General features: G+C 71.2%; 10 protein-coding genes. 3 read left to right on the plus strand and 7 right to left on the minus strand.

Annotated elements, in window-relative coordinates:
- Positions 1-178 precede the first annotated feature (178 nt).
- A complete protein-coding gene (locus tag C6376_RS24545) occupies positions 179-1,489 on the minus strand; it encodes a PP2C family protein-serine/threonine phosphatase (protein ID WP_107445417.1) in 1,311 nt (436 codons plus the stop codon).
- Between the two features lie 428 nt (positions 1,490-1,917).
- On the opposite strand from C6376_RS24545, the gene C6376_RS24550 reads away from it, so the two are divergent.
- Together C6376_RS24550 and C6376_RS24555 are read left to right on the plus strand one after the other, a co-directional pair.
- Positions 1,918-3,699: a glycoside hydrolase family 15 protein gene (locus tag C6376_RS24550; protein WP_254076029.1), complete on the plus strand. Its 1,782-nt coding sequence runs from the start codon at positions 1,918-1,920 to the stop codon at positions 3,697-3,699.
- Positions 3,696-4,178, plus strand: a complete 483-nt coding sequence (locus C6376_RS24555) for a hypothetical protein (RefSeq protein WP_107445419.1) — start codon at positions 3,696-3,698, stop codon at positions 4,176-4,178. Before C6376_RS24550 ends, C6376_RS24555 begins: the two co-directional genes overlap by 4 nt.
- 229 nt (positions 4,179-4,407) lie before the next feature.
- On the opposite strand, the gene C6376_RS24560 is transcribed toward C6376_RS24555, so the two are convergent.
- The 6 genes from C6376_RS24560 to asnB are packed head-to-tail and all read right to left on the minus strand — an operon-like array spanning position 4,408 to position 12,847.
- Entirely contained in the window at positions 4,408-5,700 is a 1,293-nt protein-coding gene (locus C6376_RS24560) for an ATP-grasp domain-containing protein (RefSeq protein WP_107445420.1), read from the minus strand.
- Between the two features lie 2 nt (positions 5,701-5,702).
- Positions 5,703-6,479, minus strand: coding sequence for an aspartate/glutamate racemase family protein (locus C6376_RS24565; protein WP_254076030.1), 777 nt, complete (start codon positions 6,477-6,479; stop codon positions 5,703-5,705).
- Positions 6,476-7,735: an MFS transporter gene (locus tag C6376_RS24570; protein WP_107445422.1), complete on the minus strand. Its 1,260-nt coding sequence runs from the start codon at positions 7,733-7,735 to the stop codon at positions 6,476-6,478. Before C6376_RS24570 ends, C6376_RS24565 begins: the two co-directional genes overlap by 4 nt.
- Positions 7,725-8,810: a MupA/Atu3671 family FMN-dependent luciferase-like monooxygenase gene (locus C6376_RS24575; RefSeq protein WP_216825605.1), complete on the minus strand. Its 1,086-nt coding sequence runs from the start codon at positions 8,808-8,810 to the stop codon at positions 7,725-7,727. The genes C6376_RS24570 and C6376_RS24575 overlap by 11 nt, the downstream gene beginning before the upstream one ends.
- Before the next feature lie 38 nt (positions 8,811-8,848).
- A complete protein-coding gene (locus C6376_RS24580) occupies positions 8,849-10,864 on the minus strand; it encodes a hypothetical protein (protein ID WP_107445423.1) in 2,016 nt (671 codons plus the stop codon).
- Between the two features lie 60 nt (positions 10,865-10,924).
- Complete coding sequence (gene asnB / locus C6376_RS24585; RefSeq protein WP_107445424.1) at positions 10,925-12,847, minus strand: asparagine synthase (glutamine-hydrolyzing); 1,923 nt, start codon at positions 12,845-12,847, stop codon at positions 10,925-10,927.
- Between the two features lie 196 nt (positions 12,848-13,043).
- On the opposite strand from asnB, the gene C6376_RS24590 reads away from it, so the two are divergent.
- On the plus strand, positions 13,044-16,121 hold the full coding sequence (locus C6376_RS24590) for a non-ribosomal peptide synthetase (RefSeq protein ID WP_107445425.1): 3,078 nt from the start codon (positions 13,044-13,046) through the stop codon (positions 16,119-16,121).
- Positions 16,122-16,142 lie beyond the last annotated feature (21 nt).

A 16,142-nucleotide genomic window follows, 5' to 3' on the forward strand; every position in this document is an offset into this window, starting at 1 on the left:
GTCCCACGGTCCGGTTCAGCGCGAGAGCTCGCATCGACACGCCCACCGAGGCCGACGACTACCGCCACGTCGGCATCCTGCCCTGCGCCCCGCGCACTCTCCTGCCCACCTGAGAGGCCTCCTCAGGCCCACCGCCCGTCAGACGGCAGGGCATGCCGGGAGGCAGGGCGTGGGCCTCTCACCGTGCTGGGCCGGCCAAGGGGGTGCGCAGGGCGAGCAGGGCTACATCGTCGTCGAACACCTGCCGGTTGCGGCTGATCAGGGCGTCGCAAAGCTCCTCCAACGGGGCCGTGGCCAGGTGGGCGGCCTGCTCGGCCAGGCCGTCCAGTCCGGTGTCGATGTCCTGGTCACGGCGCTCGACCAGCCCGTCGGTGAACAGCAGCAGGGTGCTGCCGGGGGCGAGGGGATGGTTGTGGCTGAACCGGGGGACGGACGCCTCGATGCCCACCGGGATTCCGTGACGGGCGGGTGCCAGGTAGCGGGTGCTGCCGTCCGCGCCGACCAGCAGTGGCGGCAGATGCCCGGCGTTGCTCCAGCCGAACGTGTACCGGCCGCCGTCCGCGGGGTCGCGCTCGATGCGGCCGAGCACCAGCGTGGCCGTGGGCGGTTCGTCGAACATCGTCAGGACCCGGTCCAGCCGTGACACGATCATGCCCGGCGGTTCGGCCCGGTCGAGGGCGATCGCCCGCAGCATGTTGCGGATCTGCCCCATCAGCGGGGCGGCCTCCACATCGTGGCCGGTCACGTCACCCACCACTACCCAGGTGGCGCCGTCAGGCAGGACCATGGCGTCGTACCAGTCCCCGCCCAGCCTGGGCAGCTCGGAGGCGGGTTCGTAACGGGCGGCGACCTCGAGCGGCGTCAGGTCGGGAAGTACGGGCAGCATGCGGCGCTGGAAGTGCTCGGCGGCGTGCTTGAGGTGCTCGTACAGGCGGGCGTTCTCGAGGCTGACGCCAGCGGCACTGGCCAACGCCGTCAGCAGGCCCTCGTCGTCGTCGTCGAAAGGTGTGCCGTCCCTCTTGTCGGCGACGTAGAGGTCTCCGTAGACGGTGCCGCGCACCATGAGGGGAACGCCCAGCAGGGTCCGCATCACCGGATGGCCGGGCGGAAAGCCGGCCGAACGAGGGTGCGTGGGCACATCCGCCACTCGCAACGGTTCCCGGTCGTCCACCATGGTGTGCAACAGGCCGTGGCCCTGCGGCAGGCCCATGACAGCGCACAGGTGCGGGTCGTCGATGCCCACGGTGATCAGGTCGATGACCTTGCCGCTCTCGTCGAGCACACCCAGTGCCCCATAGCGTGCGGCGACGAGGTCGGTGGCCGCCTCCACGATGTGGTGCAGCATGCCGCGGGTATCCAGGTTGGCGCTGACGGCCGCGATCCCGTCCAGCAGGTGCCGCAGCTGCTGCCGGTCCAGAGCACGCCGCGGTGGCCGTGAGGCCACCCGGTGCCGGGCCCGGTCTCGCCGCTGCCACGGGTCGTGCGCCATGGTGCTTCCTCCCGGCGCCGTCATCACGTCGCCCTGCCCTGTCACACTACGCGCTCCCCTGGTCGGAAGCGGGCCGCAACGGGCGCTGCCTGCTTCCGTCCGAGAGGACCGCCGCGACCGGCTTCCCCCTGCCGCGTGGACCGCACGTGGAGCAGGCTCGGGGCACGATGGCGGACGGCGCCGACTCCACTGTCAGGGGCAGTGGTCGAACCACGGGGGAAGAGAGGGGCGACGTCTGCCGCACAGAGCGCTGCCGTACCACTCGGCTGCCGTGCCGTGCCGTGCCGTGCCGCGGCCGGTACCGCGTGCTTGCCGGCAGGCGAGCGGGACGATGTGACCGGTGGGAAGGTGGAGCCATGGAGGCTGACGGTCGATCCGGGACCGGCCGGGCCGCACCAGCGCGCCGGACGGCTCGGGTGGACGGCTACGTGCCTCTGCGTGACTACGCGGTGATCGGTGACGGCCGGACCGTGGCTTTGATCGCCGCGGACGGTTCGGTCGACTGGCTGGGGCTGCCGGACCTGGACGCGCCGACGGTCTTCGCCGGCGTTCTGGACGCCTCTCGTGGTGGCCGGTTCCAGCTGGAGCCCGAGGAGCCGTACCAGGTGACCCGCAGATACCTGCCCGGCACGAACGTACTGGAGACGACATTCAGGACGGAGCGGGGGACGGCAAGGGTCACCGACGCGCTCTCGCTGGACGACGACCTGGCGCTCACCCCGGTGCGGGAGCTGCAGCGACAGCTCGACGGTGTGTCGGGCACCGTGCCGATGCGCTGGAGCGTACAGCCCCGGTACGGCTACGGCTCTCGCGCCCCGCGCATGGAATGGCGCCGGGGTGTCCCGGTGGCCATCGATGGTGCCGACGCGCTGGCTGTGTGCGGCTGGGATGTCGGCCCGGTGGAGTGCCGTGACGGTGAGGTCGCAGGCCGGTTCGACCTGCGCGAAGGCACCGACGCGTTGATCGCGTTGCCGTTCGCCCACCAGGAGCCGCTCGTTCTGCCTGCCCGAAGCGAGTGCGAGGCGAGAATGGAGCACACGTGCCAGGCGTGGCGCCGCTGGGCCGGCTCACGGGAGTACACCGGTCCTTGGAGGGAGGCGGTCTCCCGCAGCGCGCTCGCACTGAAGCTGCTCGTCTTCGCCCAGTCCGGCGCGGTCGCCGCCGCGGGAACCTGTTCCCTTCCGGAGTTCATACCTGGCGAACGCAACTGGGACTACCGGTTCTCCTGGATCCGGGACTCCGCCTTTGCTCTGGACGCGTTCCTGCGACTCGGGTGCCCCGCCGAGGCACATGCCTACTTCTGGTGGCTGATGCACGCCTCCCAGCTCACCCACCCCCGGCTGCGGGTCCTCTACCGGCTGGACGGCGGAACCCCCGCCCGCGAACGGGTCCTTCCACTGGCCGGCTACCGAGGCTCGGCTCCGGTGCGGACCGGCAACGCGGCCGCCGAGCAGGTCCAGTTGGACACCTACGGCGAGTTGCTGCATACCGGTTGGCTGTATGCCGGCGCGACGGGGCGGCTGGACACGGACGTGGCCCGCAGACTGGCGGAACTGGCTGACTTCGTCTGCGCCGAATGGCAGCGGCCCGACTCCGGCATCTGGGAGGTCCGCAGCACGCCTGTGCACTTCACCCAGTCCAAGATGATGTGCTGGGTGGCGCTCGACCGGGCCATCGATCTGGCACGACGGCGACTGATCCCCGATCGACACACGCCTCGCTGGCGCGCCGCCCGCCTGGAGATCCACCGGTTCATCGAGAACCAGTGCTTCTCGGAGCGCGGCGCCTGCTACGTACGGTCCGCCGGGAGCGAGGACCTGGACGCCGCCGTGCTGCTCGGCCTGCTGTACGGCTATGACGGCGCCCCATCACGGTTGCGTTCCACCGTGGACGCCATCGATCGCACACTGCGCGACGGCCCGTATGTGGCCAGGTACTCCGGTGAAGACGGCGTCAGAGGAAGCGAGGGGGCCTTCGTGGCCTGCTCGTTCTGGCTGGCGGAGTCCCTGGCACGGACCGGGCGCGTGGAACGTGCCGCCACCTTGATGGACGACCTGGTGGCGCTGGCCAACGACGTCGGCCTGTACAGCGAGGAGATCGACCCGGCCGACGGTGCATTCCTCGGCAACCTCCCCCAGGCGCTGAGCCATCTGGCGCTGATCAGCGCGGCCACCGCCATGGACGCCGGTCTGAGCGGGGCCGCCCGGTGAACCCGGCAGGCATCGCCGCAGGCGGATTCATCGGAACGCTCGTTCTGACCACCGCGCTGCGCGCGGCCAGCGCCCTGAGCCTGACCCGCATGGATCTGCCGTTCCTGCTCGGCACGGCGGTGACCGTCGACCGCACCCGCGCGAAGGCCCTCGGGTATCTGATGCACTTCGCCAACGGGCAGATCTTCGCCTTCGTCTACTATGCCGTCTTCCTGGCCATCCATCACGCCGGCTGGTGGTTGGGCGCGCTGTTCGGCCTGGTCCACGGGCTCTTCGCGGTCACGGCGCTGGTGAACACTCTGCTGCCGCTCGTTCACCCCCGCATGGGCAGCCCCTTGACCAGCGCTCCGGATGTGGCGCTGCTCGAACCCCCCGGCTTCCTGATGCTCAACTATGGCCCGAGCACACCGATCGTCTCCGTGTCGGCCCACATCGCCTACGGTGCCCTGATCGGCGGATTCGCCTCGCTCGCCGGTTGACGTACCTCGAGAGACCGCCGTCAGGCGGGATCACCCGCGCTCTGGGCGGCGTCGGCGTTCAGCACGTGATCTGGACCGCGGACAGCCTTGATGATCTGCCGCGGTGTTGCGACGGAAACGGAAGGGAGAGGCCCATCGTGCATGCGCCGTGTGCGGCACGACTTGTGGAGAGTCGGGCAGGGCGATCCCGCGGAAGGGTGTCGCCCTGCCCGGTTCGCAGGTCATTTCGTCACGTCAGGGCATCGACGTGGGGGACCTGATTGAGTTCTGCCACGAGGTCGCGGTAACGGCGAAGTCCCTGCGCACCGTCCTCCTCGGCCGCCGGGTCGGGCTCGGTCACGAACCGCACCTGGGAGGCCAGCGACTGGGCCAGGTCCCGAGCGGCCTGTGCCGTCCCGGCCGTCACCACCACATACCCGGCCCGGTCCAGCGACCAGCGGACCCGCGGGATGAGCTGGCCCACCTCGAAGTTGAGGTGGAACTCGACGACACCGGCGTGGGAGCGCGCCTCGTCGGCGCCCTCGACGGCGACCAGTCGGCCGGGCTCGGCCTCGAAGAAGACGACAGCCGCACCGCCCTTGGCCGCGGGACGCTCGATGAGCGGCTGGAGCTGACCCGTGGCCCAGGCGAGGCCGGCCTCCTCCAGGTCGATGCCGTGGACGGCGTGCGTCATGGTGTTGATCCGGTCGCCCCCACGCCGGTTGTGGCTCTCGACCACCCGGGGCCCGGTCGGCGTGAGCTTCAGCTCGGTGTGCGACAGACCGCTGCGGAGGCCGACCGCGTCCAGGAATTCGGACACCGTGCGGCACACCTCCTCCTCCAGGGAGGGGTCCAGCTGGGCGGGGATGACGTGTCCGAACTCGACGAAGCCGGTCCCGGTGATCTTGTCCGCGATGGCGATCGGCACATGACGGCCGTCGAAGGAGAGAGCGTCCACGCTGATCTCCGGGCCTTCGAGGTACTCCTCCAGCAGGAACTGCCTCAGGTCGAGCCCACTCAGCGCGGCGTAGGCGGACTCGGCCGCCTCGGCGCTGTCGATCTTGTGGATACCGATGCTCGCGGAGCCGCCCAGCGGCTTGGCGATCAACGGGTATCCCTGGGCCGCACCGAACTCCCTGATGTCCTCCAGGCTCGACGCGACGGCCGCCCGCACGGTGCTGACGCCGTGCTCCGCGGTGTGCCGGCGCATGCGCCACTTGTCGGTCAGCAGCGCGACGGTCTCGGCGGAGACACCGTTCAGGCCGAGGGCGTCGTTGAGCAGGGCGTTGGTGATGACGCCCTCCTCCTGAACGGTCACGACGGCCGAGAACGGCGTACGGTCGTGCAGCGCGCGGACGGAGTCCACCAGCTCCCGCGGGTCGGACTGGTGCCGCAGCACCAGGCAGATCTCGTCGTGCACGGCGTCGGCGGGGAGCTTGCGGAACTCCTCGGGGGTGTACACGCAGACCACGTCCAGCTTCAGCCGCCTGGCCCGCTGGAGCATCGGGGGTTTGGGCGAGACGAGACAGACACGCGTGTTCATGGTCATTCCTTCGTGTGGTCGGGGCGCGGAAGACGCCGCCTGGCGAGCGCCACGGCGTCCTGGGCCAGTGCCGTGGTGGGGTCGAAGACGGGGAGGTTCTCGGCCCGGTGACCGAGCACCAGGGGGAGTTCCGTGCATGCTGCGACGATCATGCCCGCTCCGGCCCCGGCGACGCTTCTGACCGCCGGGGCCAGTGCCTGCTCGGCGGCCTCCAGCTCGCCGGCCTTGATCAGTCGCACGGCCCGCATCACGGACCGCTGCTGAAGCAGCGGCGGGGGGACGACCGCGTCGATGCCCTGCTCGCGCAGACTCTCCTGGTACAGGCCTGTCACCAGCGTGCCGGTGGTGGCGAGGAGCCCCACCCGGGAGACCGACGGCGCGGCCGCGCGCAGCCGGCGCACACTGGCGTCGATCATGCTGAGGATGGGGACGGCCGAGGCCCGCCGCAGGTCCGGGAGGAAGGCATGAGCGGTGCTGCAGGGCATGGCGATGATCGCGGCCCCCGCGGACTGGAGCAGGTGGACCCCTTCGAGCAGGCGGGGCAGCGGGCTGGGCCCGGCCGCCAGGATGGCGTCGGTGCGGTCCGGCACGGTGGCGTCGGACCACACCAGCGTCCGCAGATGCTCCTGGTCACTGACGGCGGGCGTCTCCCGCACCAGCTTCGCGAAGAAGTCCGCCGTGGCGGCCGGCCCCATGCCGCCGAGCACACCGACGATGCCGGACGCCGCCGGATCGGGTGCCTGCGTCGCGGTCCGGTACCCGGAGGTGGGCGCGCTCACCGCGTCGACCGCCCGTTCGCGGCGAGCGCGTCGTCCTTGAGGAGAGCCCACGGCGCGAGGCCGCCGAGCAGCACGACCACGCCGACCAGCAGCCATATGGGGGTGCCCCGGTCCACGAGCGGCCCCACGATCAGCAGCGGCCCGACGAGGTCCTGGCCCACCCGGCCCAGGTTGTAGAAGGACAGATACCGTCCGAGCGACTCCTTCGGGGCGAGCTCGAAGGACAGCGGCGTACTCGCGATGAAGAGGCTCTCCCCGGCCGTGTGGGCGAGCATGGCGACCACGAGGACGGCGAGCGCCACCCAGGCGTCGCCCACCGCTCCGGCCCCGGCGTAGGCGAGACACGCGGCGCATACGGCGGCACCGCCGAGCGCCGACGCGCGCAGGGCGGCGGAGAAGTCGGCGAACATCCGGTTCACCGGTACCTGAGCCGCCATGGCCAGCGCGCCGTTGAGAGCGAGCAGCGCGGTGAGACTCCACTTGGGAGAGCTGGTGGCGTGGACGATCCACAGGGGCAGCACCAGGGACAGGATCGTGTTGTGCGTCTGGGCCACACCGTTGACGACCGTGATGGCCAGGTACCGCCGGTCGTGCAGGGGGGAGGCCCCGCCGCGGCGTTCCTTGTCCCGGCCGGTGGCCGCGGGCTCCGCCTCCGGGACCTGCAGCCGGGCCACGAGGAGCGCGGCGACGATGAAGGACGCGGCGTTGACCCCGATCCCCACCAGGTACAGGGCGCTGGAGCCGGTGACGACGGGCAGGGTGGCGGCCAGCGACCCGAGGACGATCGCCCCGTTGCGCGCCGAGAACACGGTGCCCAGGATCGTCGCCCGGTCCTTGGCCTCGAACAGTCGGCCCATCAGAGCCTGGTTGATGGCAGGGCTGGCCCGGTCGGCCGTCGTCACGACGCAGGCGAGCACCACGAACAGCCAGTACTGCTCGGCGAGCAGGTACAGGCCGTAGCCCACGGCGCGTACGCCGAACAGCACGATGAGGCTCTTCTGCGGCCCGACCCGGTCCGCGAGGGCGCCGATGCGGGGGCCGAGGAAGAACGCGCAGAGGCTGCCCAGGGAGATCGCCAGGCCGACGGCGGACACGCTGAAGCCCCGGACGGTGGTGAAGAACAGGACCGAAGTCGCCGTGAAGATGCCGGTGCCGAAGGAGTCGGCGGTCACACTCGCCAGGAGCAGTCTGGTCTCACGCCGTTGCAGCAGCAGCACATCGCGCAGGCGTGCCCACAGGGCGAGGTCAGTGCTCACTCTCGACGACCTCACGTCCGCGGCTGCCCTCGCCGGCGAGCGCGGCGATCAGTGGGATCACCGCGGGGATCCGCTCGCTGGGCACGCCGAAGTCCAGCAGACAGGCGATGTCGTCGACACCCGCCGCCGCCACCCGGTCGGCCATGCCCCGGCAGGTGTCCGGGGAGCCGATCAGGGATCCGCCCCGGAGATAGCGTTCGTAGGTGGCGTCCAGCAACTCCTCGAGGAGGTCCTCGGGGATCTCGTCGTCGGGCAGGACATGCCCGCCGCTGATGGTGCCGCCGCCCTGGGCGGCCCGGAGCTCCAGCTTCACCGCGGAGCGCAGATAGTCGCGGAACGGTGCGCGGCTGCGGGCCTCGGCGGCCTCCGGGTCGGCGTCCAGGTGGGTGTGCAGCATCAGGGAGACCGTCCCGGTGGCGGGGTCGAAGCCGGCGTCCGCGCGGGCCTTGCGGTAGAGGGCCACCTTCTCGGCGAGCTGGTCCAGGTTCTGGCCGATCAGGTGGGTCAGCACGTTGAGGCCGCGGGCACCGGCGTCCTGGAAGGTCCGAGGGTTCCCCGACGAGGTGATCCAGATCGGCAGTTCCGGCTGGACGGGCTTGGGGTGCAGGCGTGCCGCGAAGGGCTGCCCGGTGCCGTTGGGGAGCTCGACGTCCTCGCCTCGCCACAGGGCGCGCACCGTGTCGATCTGCTCCAGCATGACCTGGTGCCGCGACTCGTAGGCGTCGGGGGCCAGCACGAAGTCGTTGGCGTTCCAGCCGGAGCCGAAGGAGACTGCCGCACGGCCGGACGACCAGTTGTCGACGACGGACCAGTCCTCGGCGATGCGCACCGTGTGGTGCAGCGGAGAGATGAGGCTGCCGGCCCGCAGCTGGATGTGTTCGGTCGCGGTGGCCAGCGCGGCGCTGGTGAGCGCCGGGTTGGGGAACACACTGCCGAACTGGTCGAAGTGCCGTTCGGGAGTCCACACCGCGTCCAGGCCGTGAATGTCGGCCAGACGGCTGGTCTCCAGCACCGTCCGGCAGGTCTCCTGCGGGACCGCCTCACCGGAGGCGAAGAACATGACGCTGAAGCGCAAGGGGACTCTCCTGTCTTTCGGAACGCAGAGGCGGGGGGTCAGACCGCGGCGGGCACGACCCGGGTCGCCGACCAGCCGTGGACGTGGCCGTGGACCGGATGACTCGTAACGTGCTCGCCGCACTCCAGGCGGGCCGGCGCCCCGGCGACGAGCGTGTCGGTGCCGTCGCCCCCCTCCGGCCAGCGGATCTCGACGGTGTTGCGTCCGCGGCGCAGGACGTCCGGACTCACGGTGAACTCGCAGGTCGCCCACGCCGTGCCCACCTCGGCCGTGCCCACCTCGTGTCCGTTCACGGCGACCGACACCGACTCGGCGGGGACCTCGCCCGGCAGCCGCCAGGTCACTTCGAGGAGGACAGGGGCCGGTTCGTCGACGACCAGGGTGGACCGGGTGCGGGGGGAACTCGCCCGCAGGTATGCCGTCCGCGGGCCGACGCCGGCGTCGCGGCGCTCGTTGAACGTGGTGGCGAGGTTCGCGTCGGCCAGCAGGTCGGTGCCGCCGCAGTGTTCGGCGACGAGCAGGTCCTCGTAGCGCCGGCGCGCCGGGACGCCCCTGCTCTCGAGTGCGTCGAGCATGACCTCCCGCAGGCCGTGGTCCGCCAGTTTGCCGTTGAGCCGGCCGTCGCCGACCACCATGTAGCGCCTGAACGCCGGGTCCTGGGTGGAGCGCTCGTAGGAGGAGCACATCCAGTTCGGGGCGATCCTCGTCTGGTAGTCGAGGTAGTCCTCGAACCGGTCGGCGACCGAGGCGTCGGCGTCGAGCGCTCGGTTCAGGTGATGGCGCAGCACGTCCTCGGACTGACCGTAGTGGGCGTTGTGCACGGCGGCGAGGAAATGCGCCAGGGCGAGCCGGTCGGCGGCGGCCCGGACCGGTACGCCGTCGGCGCCCGGTCGCTCGGGCAGCTCCAGAGCGGCCCCGAGGGTCTCCGCCACGGCCAGGGCCGTGACACGCAGACCGTCGTAGGTGAGATGGCAGTAGTCGAGGAAGTACCGGCGACCGGGCGCGCCGGCGTCGCCCTCCCGGAACAGCGCCGCCTGGTCGACCAGGCGGAACCCGGCCTCGACGGCCTTGCGGCGCATCACCTCCTGCACCGAAGCCAGGGTGCGCGGGGAGTGGATGGCGAAGGGGCTGACCACCGCGTCCTTGGCCGCCCGCAGCGCGGTGAGCGCCTCGTCGGGCGAGGCCGCGCAGTGTGCGGCCAGGCGGTGGGAGACAGGGCTGGAGCCGCCGTCGAGCCCGGTCATCTCGGCGATGAGCGTACGGGCGCCGGCGAGGTCGCCGTCCCGCAGAGCCCGCTCGGCCTCGTCCCGGGCACGGAGCCAGCGCCGCATCCGTCCGGCGGGCAGGGCGGGGCAGTCGAGGATCGGCTCGTCCGTCCAGTCGCCCAGGTTGAACTCCGGGACGACCAGGACGACCAGGACGTCCCCCGCGAGTTCGCGCAGCAGGTCCAGCGCGCTCGCGGCGACCTCGGTGACGAGATCCCGGAAGGACGCCGCGGCCACCGGGAAGCCGCCCTCTTCGAGCAGCAGAGCCAGTTCGTGGCGCTCGATGGGCGTCGGGTCGACGTTGTTCCAGTTGTTCCCCGCGTGCACCACGAGGGCATCGGCGCCGAGAGCGAGGGCTTCGGCGGCGGTCCTGAGGAGTTCCGTCAGGGAGCAGTTGGTGCGGGCGAGGTCGAGGATGTCCACGCCGGTGCCGTCGAGGGCGGTGTCGACGAGGCCGGCCAGCGAGTACGCCGGGTCGAAGAAGTAGCCGCGGGTCGCGGACTCCCCGAGCACCGCGATACGGCGGTGTCCGAGGCGCAGGGGTATCTCCGGCCGGTCGGCCCAGTAGCGCCATTCGTTCTGGCGGCCGGTGTCCCGGCGCAACTGCCCGTCCGTCAGCCGCCACACGGCCACCTCGGTTCCCGACGGTGTGGGCGCGGTCAGCTCCGTCGAGCGCTCGACGGGCCGTCCCAGCACCTGCATCCGGGCCAGGGCGAGGGTTCCCTCCGGCCCGGACAGGGAGCGGCTGAGTCGCTCGGTGATGCTGTGAGTCGGATCGGTCGGCGGCATCCGTTGTCCCCCTGGCAATGTGGTTCGGACAGGGCTGCCCGGCACCCGCCTGAGTTGCCGTCAGGCGGAGTATGCGGGCAGATCGTAGAGGTCGAGGAGCAGGTTGAAGGTGAGTACGGTCATCAACAGGTCGGTCTCGAAGGGAACGTTGATGCGGAACCCGGGCGTGCCGTACTCACGGACGAGCCGCTCCACGCGGTCCGGATCGAAGTAGCCGTCTGCCTCGATGCGTTCGCGGGACAGCAGGGCCTCGATGGCGGGGTCGTCCTGCCGGATCAGGTGCGGGCTGCCCGGCGCGGTGAAGCCGAACTTCTCACGGTCCACGATCCGGCGCGGAATCCAGTCCCGGGCGACCTGCTTGAGGAGGTACTTCTCCTCAAGGCCCTTCAGCTTCAGCTCTGGTGGCACGGTCGCGAGGAACTCGACGAGCTCCCGGTCGAGGAACGGATGGCGGGACTCCACCGAGTTGGCGAATACCATGCGGTCGCCGTGGTCGCCGAGCAGATGGTCCGCCAGCCGGAGTTTGAGGTCGAGGTAGGAACGGCGGTGCAGATCGTGCAGGCCGGTCAGGCGCTCACGGTCGATCAACGGGTGGCCGAGGCAGTCGATCTCGTCCTGCCGCTCGCGCACCGACGCCGAGTAGAGCCCGGCCTTCGTGGCCCGGAATCCGGCGTCGTTGCGTTCGTAGAAGAAGTTCTCGTCCCCCCAAAGGCCTTCGCGAAGCTTGGCCTCCCGCAGGTCGGTGACGCCGCCCGCGGCCTGGGTGCGCCGGACCTGGTCGAAGCGGTAGCCGATGTAGCCGCCGAACAGCTCGTCCGCGCCCTGTCCGGTGAGCACCACCTTGACCCCGGCGCCGTGCACGGCCTCGGACAGCGCGTGGGCGGCCGAGTTGAACGACTCCTTCAGCGGGCACTCGGTGTGCCGTACGACCGCGCGCAGCCGGGAGGCGATCTCCTCGCCGTGCACGAAGCGCTCGGTGTGGCGCGTGTCGAGGACCCCGCTCATCAGCCGCTGGTAGTCGCTCTCGGAGAGTTCCCGCTCGGGGAAGGCCGCCGCGAACGACTGGATCTCGGCGTCCGGCATCAGATGCCGCATGATCGCGCCGACCAGGGAGGAGTCCAGGCCGCCGCTCAGGTAGAGGCCGACCTCCACGTCGGACTGCAGACGCTTCTCGACCGAACGGACCAGCAGGTCCTCGACCCGGCGGACGTAGTACGACTCGTCGTGGTGTTCGAAGTCGGCGTCGGCGCGCGGGTATGCGAGGTCCCAGTAAGTCCAGAGCTTGGGCCGGTCGCCGGGGCGGAACTCGACGGCGGTGCCCGGCGGCACGCTGTGGACGCCCTCGAACATCGTCCGCGGGCTCACCAGACCGGGCAGGGTGAACACCTGGTCCAGGCCGACGAGGTCGACGCGGCGCGGCACCGCGGGATGCTTCAGCATGGCCTTGATCTCGGAGCCGAAGATCAACTGGCCGCCCTGGTGGGCGTAGAACAGCGGCGTGACGCCGAAGTGGTCGCGGGCGCCGATGAAGAGCTGCTCGCGGTGGTCGTACAGAACGACCGCGAACTGCCCGTCGAGTCGGCTGACGAAGTCGCGGCCGAACTCCTCGTAGAGGTGCGGGATCACCTCGGTGTCGCAGCGCGTGCGCAACGTGTGGCCCCGGTCGACGAGGAGGTCACGCAGTTCGCGGTAGTTGTAGATCTCGCCGGTGGTCATGGCGACGATCTGCCGGCTCTCGTCGTACATCGGCTGGTCGCCGGCCCCGAGGTCGTTGATCGCCAGCCGGGTGAACGCGAACGCCACGGTCTCGTCGACGTGGAATCCGGTGGAGTCCGGTCCCCGGTGTCCGATGGCCGCGCTCATGGCGTCGAGCGTCTCGCGCGCCCCCCGGGAATCGGGTCGTGGCCCGACGAAGCCCGCGAGTCCACACACCGTCAACACCCTTTCCAGAGTCGGTACAGCTCTACGCCGACACGTCAACATCCGCCCTGGCGCGGCAGGTTGCCGCCGGGCGGGACTGAGGCAGATTACATCACCAGTTGATCAACGCAAGGAAAGATTCCTTGACCAAATAAAGATCTTCCTAAATGGCGTCTGACGTGCCACAGTTCCGTGTCGTGCATCGCCGGGGCGATCTTGGTCCGCGCGCCGGCAGGGTATTCACGAAGGGGACAGCACCGTGTGTCGTACCGGTCCGCAGTCGTTGGGTTCGGTGCTGGTCGAGCAGTTCCGACGGACACCCGACGCGCGCGCGGTCTCCGACGACAGACAGGTTTTGACGTACCGCGAACTCGACGCCCGCTCGGCCGCCCTGGCCGAGGCGCTCGTGGCGGCGGGAGCAGGGCCCGATCGGGTCGTGGCGCTCCAACTGGAGCGCTCCGTCGACCTGGCCGTGGCGATCGTCGGGGTCGTGCGGGCGGGCGGGGCATGGCTGCCGCTGTCCACCACCGACCCGGACCGGCGGATCCTCGGCCTGCTGCGGGACGCCGCGCCCGCGGCCGTCGTGACCGAGGAATCGTCCCGGCTGTGGTCCCTCGCCGACGGCGGCGTGCCGCGCCTGACGCCCCGCGGTCACCGGGCGCCCGGCCAGGCGCCGCCGATCGACTCCGCCGCGCCCCACCACCTGGCCTATGTCATCTACACGTCCGGCTCCACGGGCCGCCCCAAGGGCGTGATGATCGAGCACGCCGCGATCGTCAACCGCCTGCGGTGGATGCAGGACCGCTTCGGCATCGGCCCCGGGGACGTGGTCGCACAGAAGACGCCGTACACCTTCGACGTCTCGGTGTGGGAGTTCGTCTGGCCCCTGATGACCGGAGCGGAACTGGCCTTCGCCGCGCCCGACGGGCACCGGGACCCCGGCTACCTGGCACGGTTCCTGACGGAGCGCCAGGTGACCGTCACGCACTTCGTGCCGAGCATGCTCACGGAGTTCCTGCGTCAGGTGCGGCCCGGGGACTGCCCGCGGCTGCGCTCGGTCATGGTGAGCGGCGAGGCGCTCGGCCCGTCCCTGGCCCGGCGGTTCTTCGAGCGGCTGCCCCACACCGAACTCCACAACCTCTACGGCCCCACCGAGGCCGCCGTCGACGTCACCCACTGGCAGTGCGCCGCCAACGCCTCGCCCACGGCGCCGGTCCCCATCGGCCACCCCATCACCGGCATCGAGTTGCTCGTCGTCGGCGAGGACGGCACCCAGGTGCCGACGGGCGAGGTCGGTGAGCTGTGCATCGCCGGCGTGGGCATCGCCCGTGGCTACCTCAACCTGCCCGAGGCCACGGCCGAGCGCTTCGTGCCGCACCCGGCCGACCCGACCCGCCGCATGTACCGCACGGGCGACCTGGCCAGTCGGCGTCCGGACGGGGCGTACCTCTACCACGGCCGCAACGACCGCCAGGTGAAGATCGGCGGCGTCCGTATCGAGCTGGGCGAGGTGGAAGCCGCCCTGCAGTCGCTGCCCTGTGTGGACGAGTGCGTCGTGGTGACGCGCGTCGACGGGGCCGGCGTCGTACGCCTGGACGCCGCCGCCGTCCTGGTCCCCGGCGTGCCGTGGTCCGGATGGCGTGACGACCTGCTGGGCATCCTGCCGGCCGGCTCGGTTCCGGCCGGCCTCACACCCGTGGACTCCCTGCCGAAGACCGCGCACGGCAAGGCCGACGTCGCTGCGCTGCGCGCGATCCTGGCGGAGCGGTCCGACCCGGGCGGGCAGGCCGCCGCCGGCGCCGACCCGCTGGAACGCCTCTGGGCCAGGGTGCTCGGCACCACCGAGCCGCACTTCCTGCGCGCGGGCGGCACGTCGCTGCACGCCGTGCGGCTGCTCGCCGACGTCGCCGACGAGTTCGGCGGCACCCTCGCCCTGTCCGACTTCTTCGCGGAACCGACCCTTGACCGGCTGCGCGCCCTGGTCGCCGCCGCAGGCAGCGTGACGACGAAGGTGCCGTCGCGCGTGCCGCGCGATGGTGGGCTGTCGCTCAATCGCTACCAGGAACGCCTGTGGTTCCTACAGGAGTTGGAGCCCGAAAGCACCGCGATGAGCGCCCCCACCGCGTTTCGGATCACCGGGGTGAGCGGCGAGCGGGTGTCGGAGGCGTTCGCCGCTCTGGTGCGGCGGCACGAGGTGCTGCGGACGACGTTCCGCTCCGCGGACGGTGAGCCGCGGGCCGTCGTGGGCGCGGAACCCCCGGCCCTGGAGTGGACGGACGGGACAGCCCTGTCCGCGGATCCCGAGGCCGTGCGCCGACTCGTGGAGGAGACGGCGTACGAGCCGTTCGACCTCGCCGCCGGACCCCCGCTGCGGGCCCACGGGGTCACCTTCGGCCCCTCCGACCACCTGCTCGTGATGGTCACCCACCAGATCATCGCGGACGGCTGGACCTGGTCGCTGCTGACCGAGCAGCTGAGCCGGCTGCTGACCGAACCGGACGCCGGGCCCGCGGACGCACGGTTGCAGATCGTCGACCACGCGGCCTGGCAGCGTACGCAGGAGGCCCGCCCGGAGCACCGGGCCGCCGTCCAGGAGTCGCTGCGGCACTGGCGCACCGTGCTGGCGAACGCGCCGGACGGGCTCGACCTGCCGGTCGACGAGCCGCGCGGCCCCTCCCTCAGCGTGCCCTCCGACAGCGTCGCGCTGCGTTGGTCGCCGGACCTCCCCGCCCGGCTGAAGAGCCTGTGCCGCGAGCACGGCATCACCGAGTTCATGGCCCTGCTCGCCTGCTACACGGCATGGCTGGCCCGGCTCTCCGCCCAGGAGACCGTGGTCGTCGGCACGCCCATGGCGAACCGGACGCCGCCCTGGGTCGCCGACCTGGCCGGCTACTTCGTCACGACCGTCCCGCAGAGTCTGGAGATCGACGAGGACGCGACGGTCGCCCAGGTGCTGGACCGCGCCCGGACCGCCGTCGTGGCGGGCCAGCGGCATTCGGTGGTGCCCATCGAGCGCATCGTCTCCGAGGTCGGATCGGCCCGGGGCGCCGACCGGCTGCCCGTCTTCCAGAACCTGTTCGTCTTCCAGAACATGCCGGCGTGGCAACGGCAGGCCGACGGCGTCACCGTGCGGGTCCACCAGTTCCCACCCCGGCACACGCACTACGACCTCAAGTTCGAGGTCTTCCCGCTCACCCAGGACTACGAGGCCCGCCTCGTGTACGCCCGGGGCCGTATCTCGGCCGAGCGCGCCGCGCTCATGGCCCGCCAGCTCGCCTCCTTCGTCGAGGCCGCGGTGGACAAGCCCGACGCGTACGTCGACGAGATAGCCCTCTGATCTGCCCGCAGGGCAATCCTG

The sequence above is a fragment of the Streptomyces sp. P3 genome, from assembly GCF_003032475.1.
GTDB lineage: Bacteria > Actinomycetota > Actinomycetes > Streptomycetales > Streptomycetaceae > Streptomyces.

Coding starts and splice junctions, on each gene's coding strand:
- C6376_RS24560 (WP_107445420.1), bottom strand. CDS start 5,700: ATGAACACGCGTGTCTGTCTCGTCTCGCCCAAACCCCCGATGCTCCAG.
- asnB (WP_107445424.1), bottom strand. CDS start 12,847: ATGTTGACGTGTCGGCGTAGAGCTGTACCGACTCTGGAAAGGGTGTTG.
- C6376_RS24545 (WP_107445417.1), bottom strand. CDS start 1,489: ATGGCGCACGACCCGTGGCAGCGGCGAGACCGGGCCCGGCACCGGGTG.
- C6376_RS24580 (WP_107445423.1), bottom strand. CDS start 10,864: ATGCCGCCGACCGATCCGACTCACAGCATCACCGAGCGACTCAGCCGC.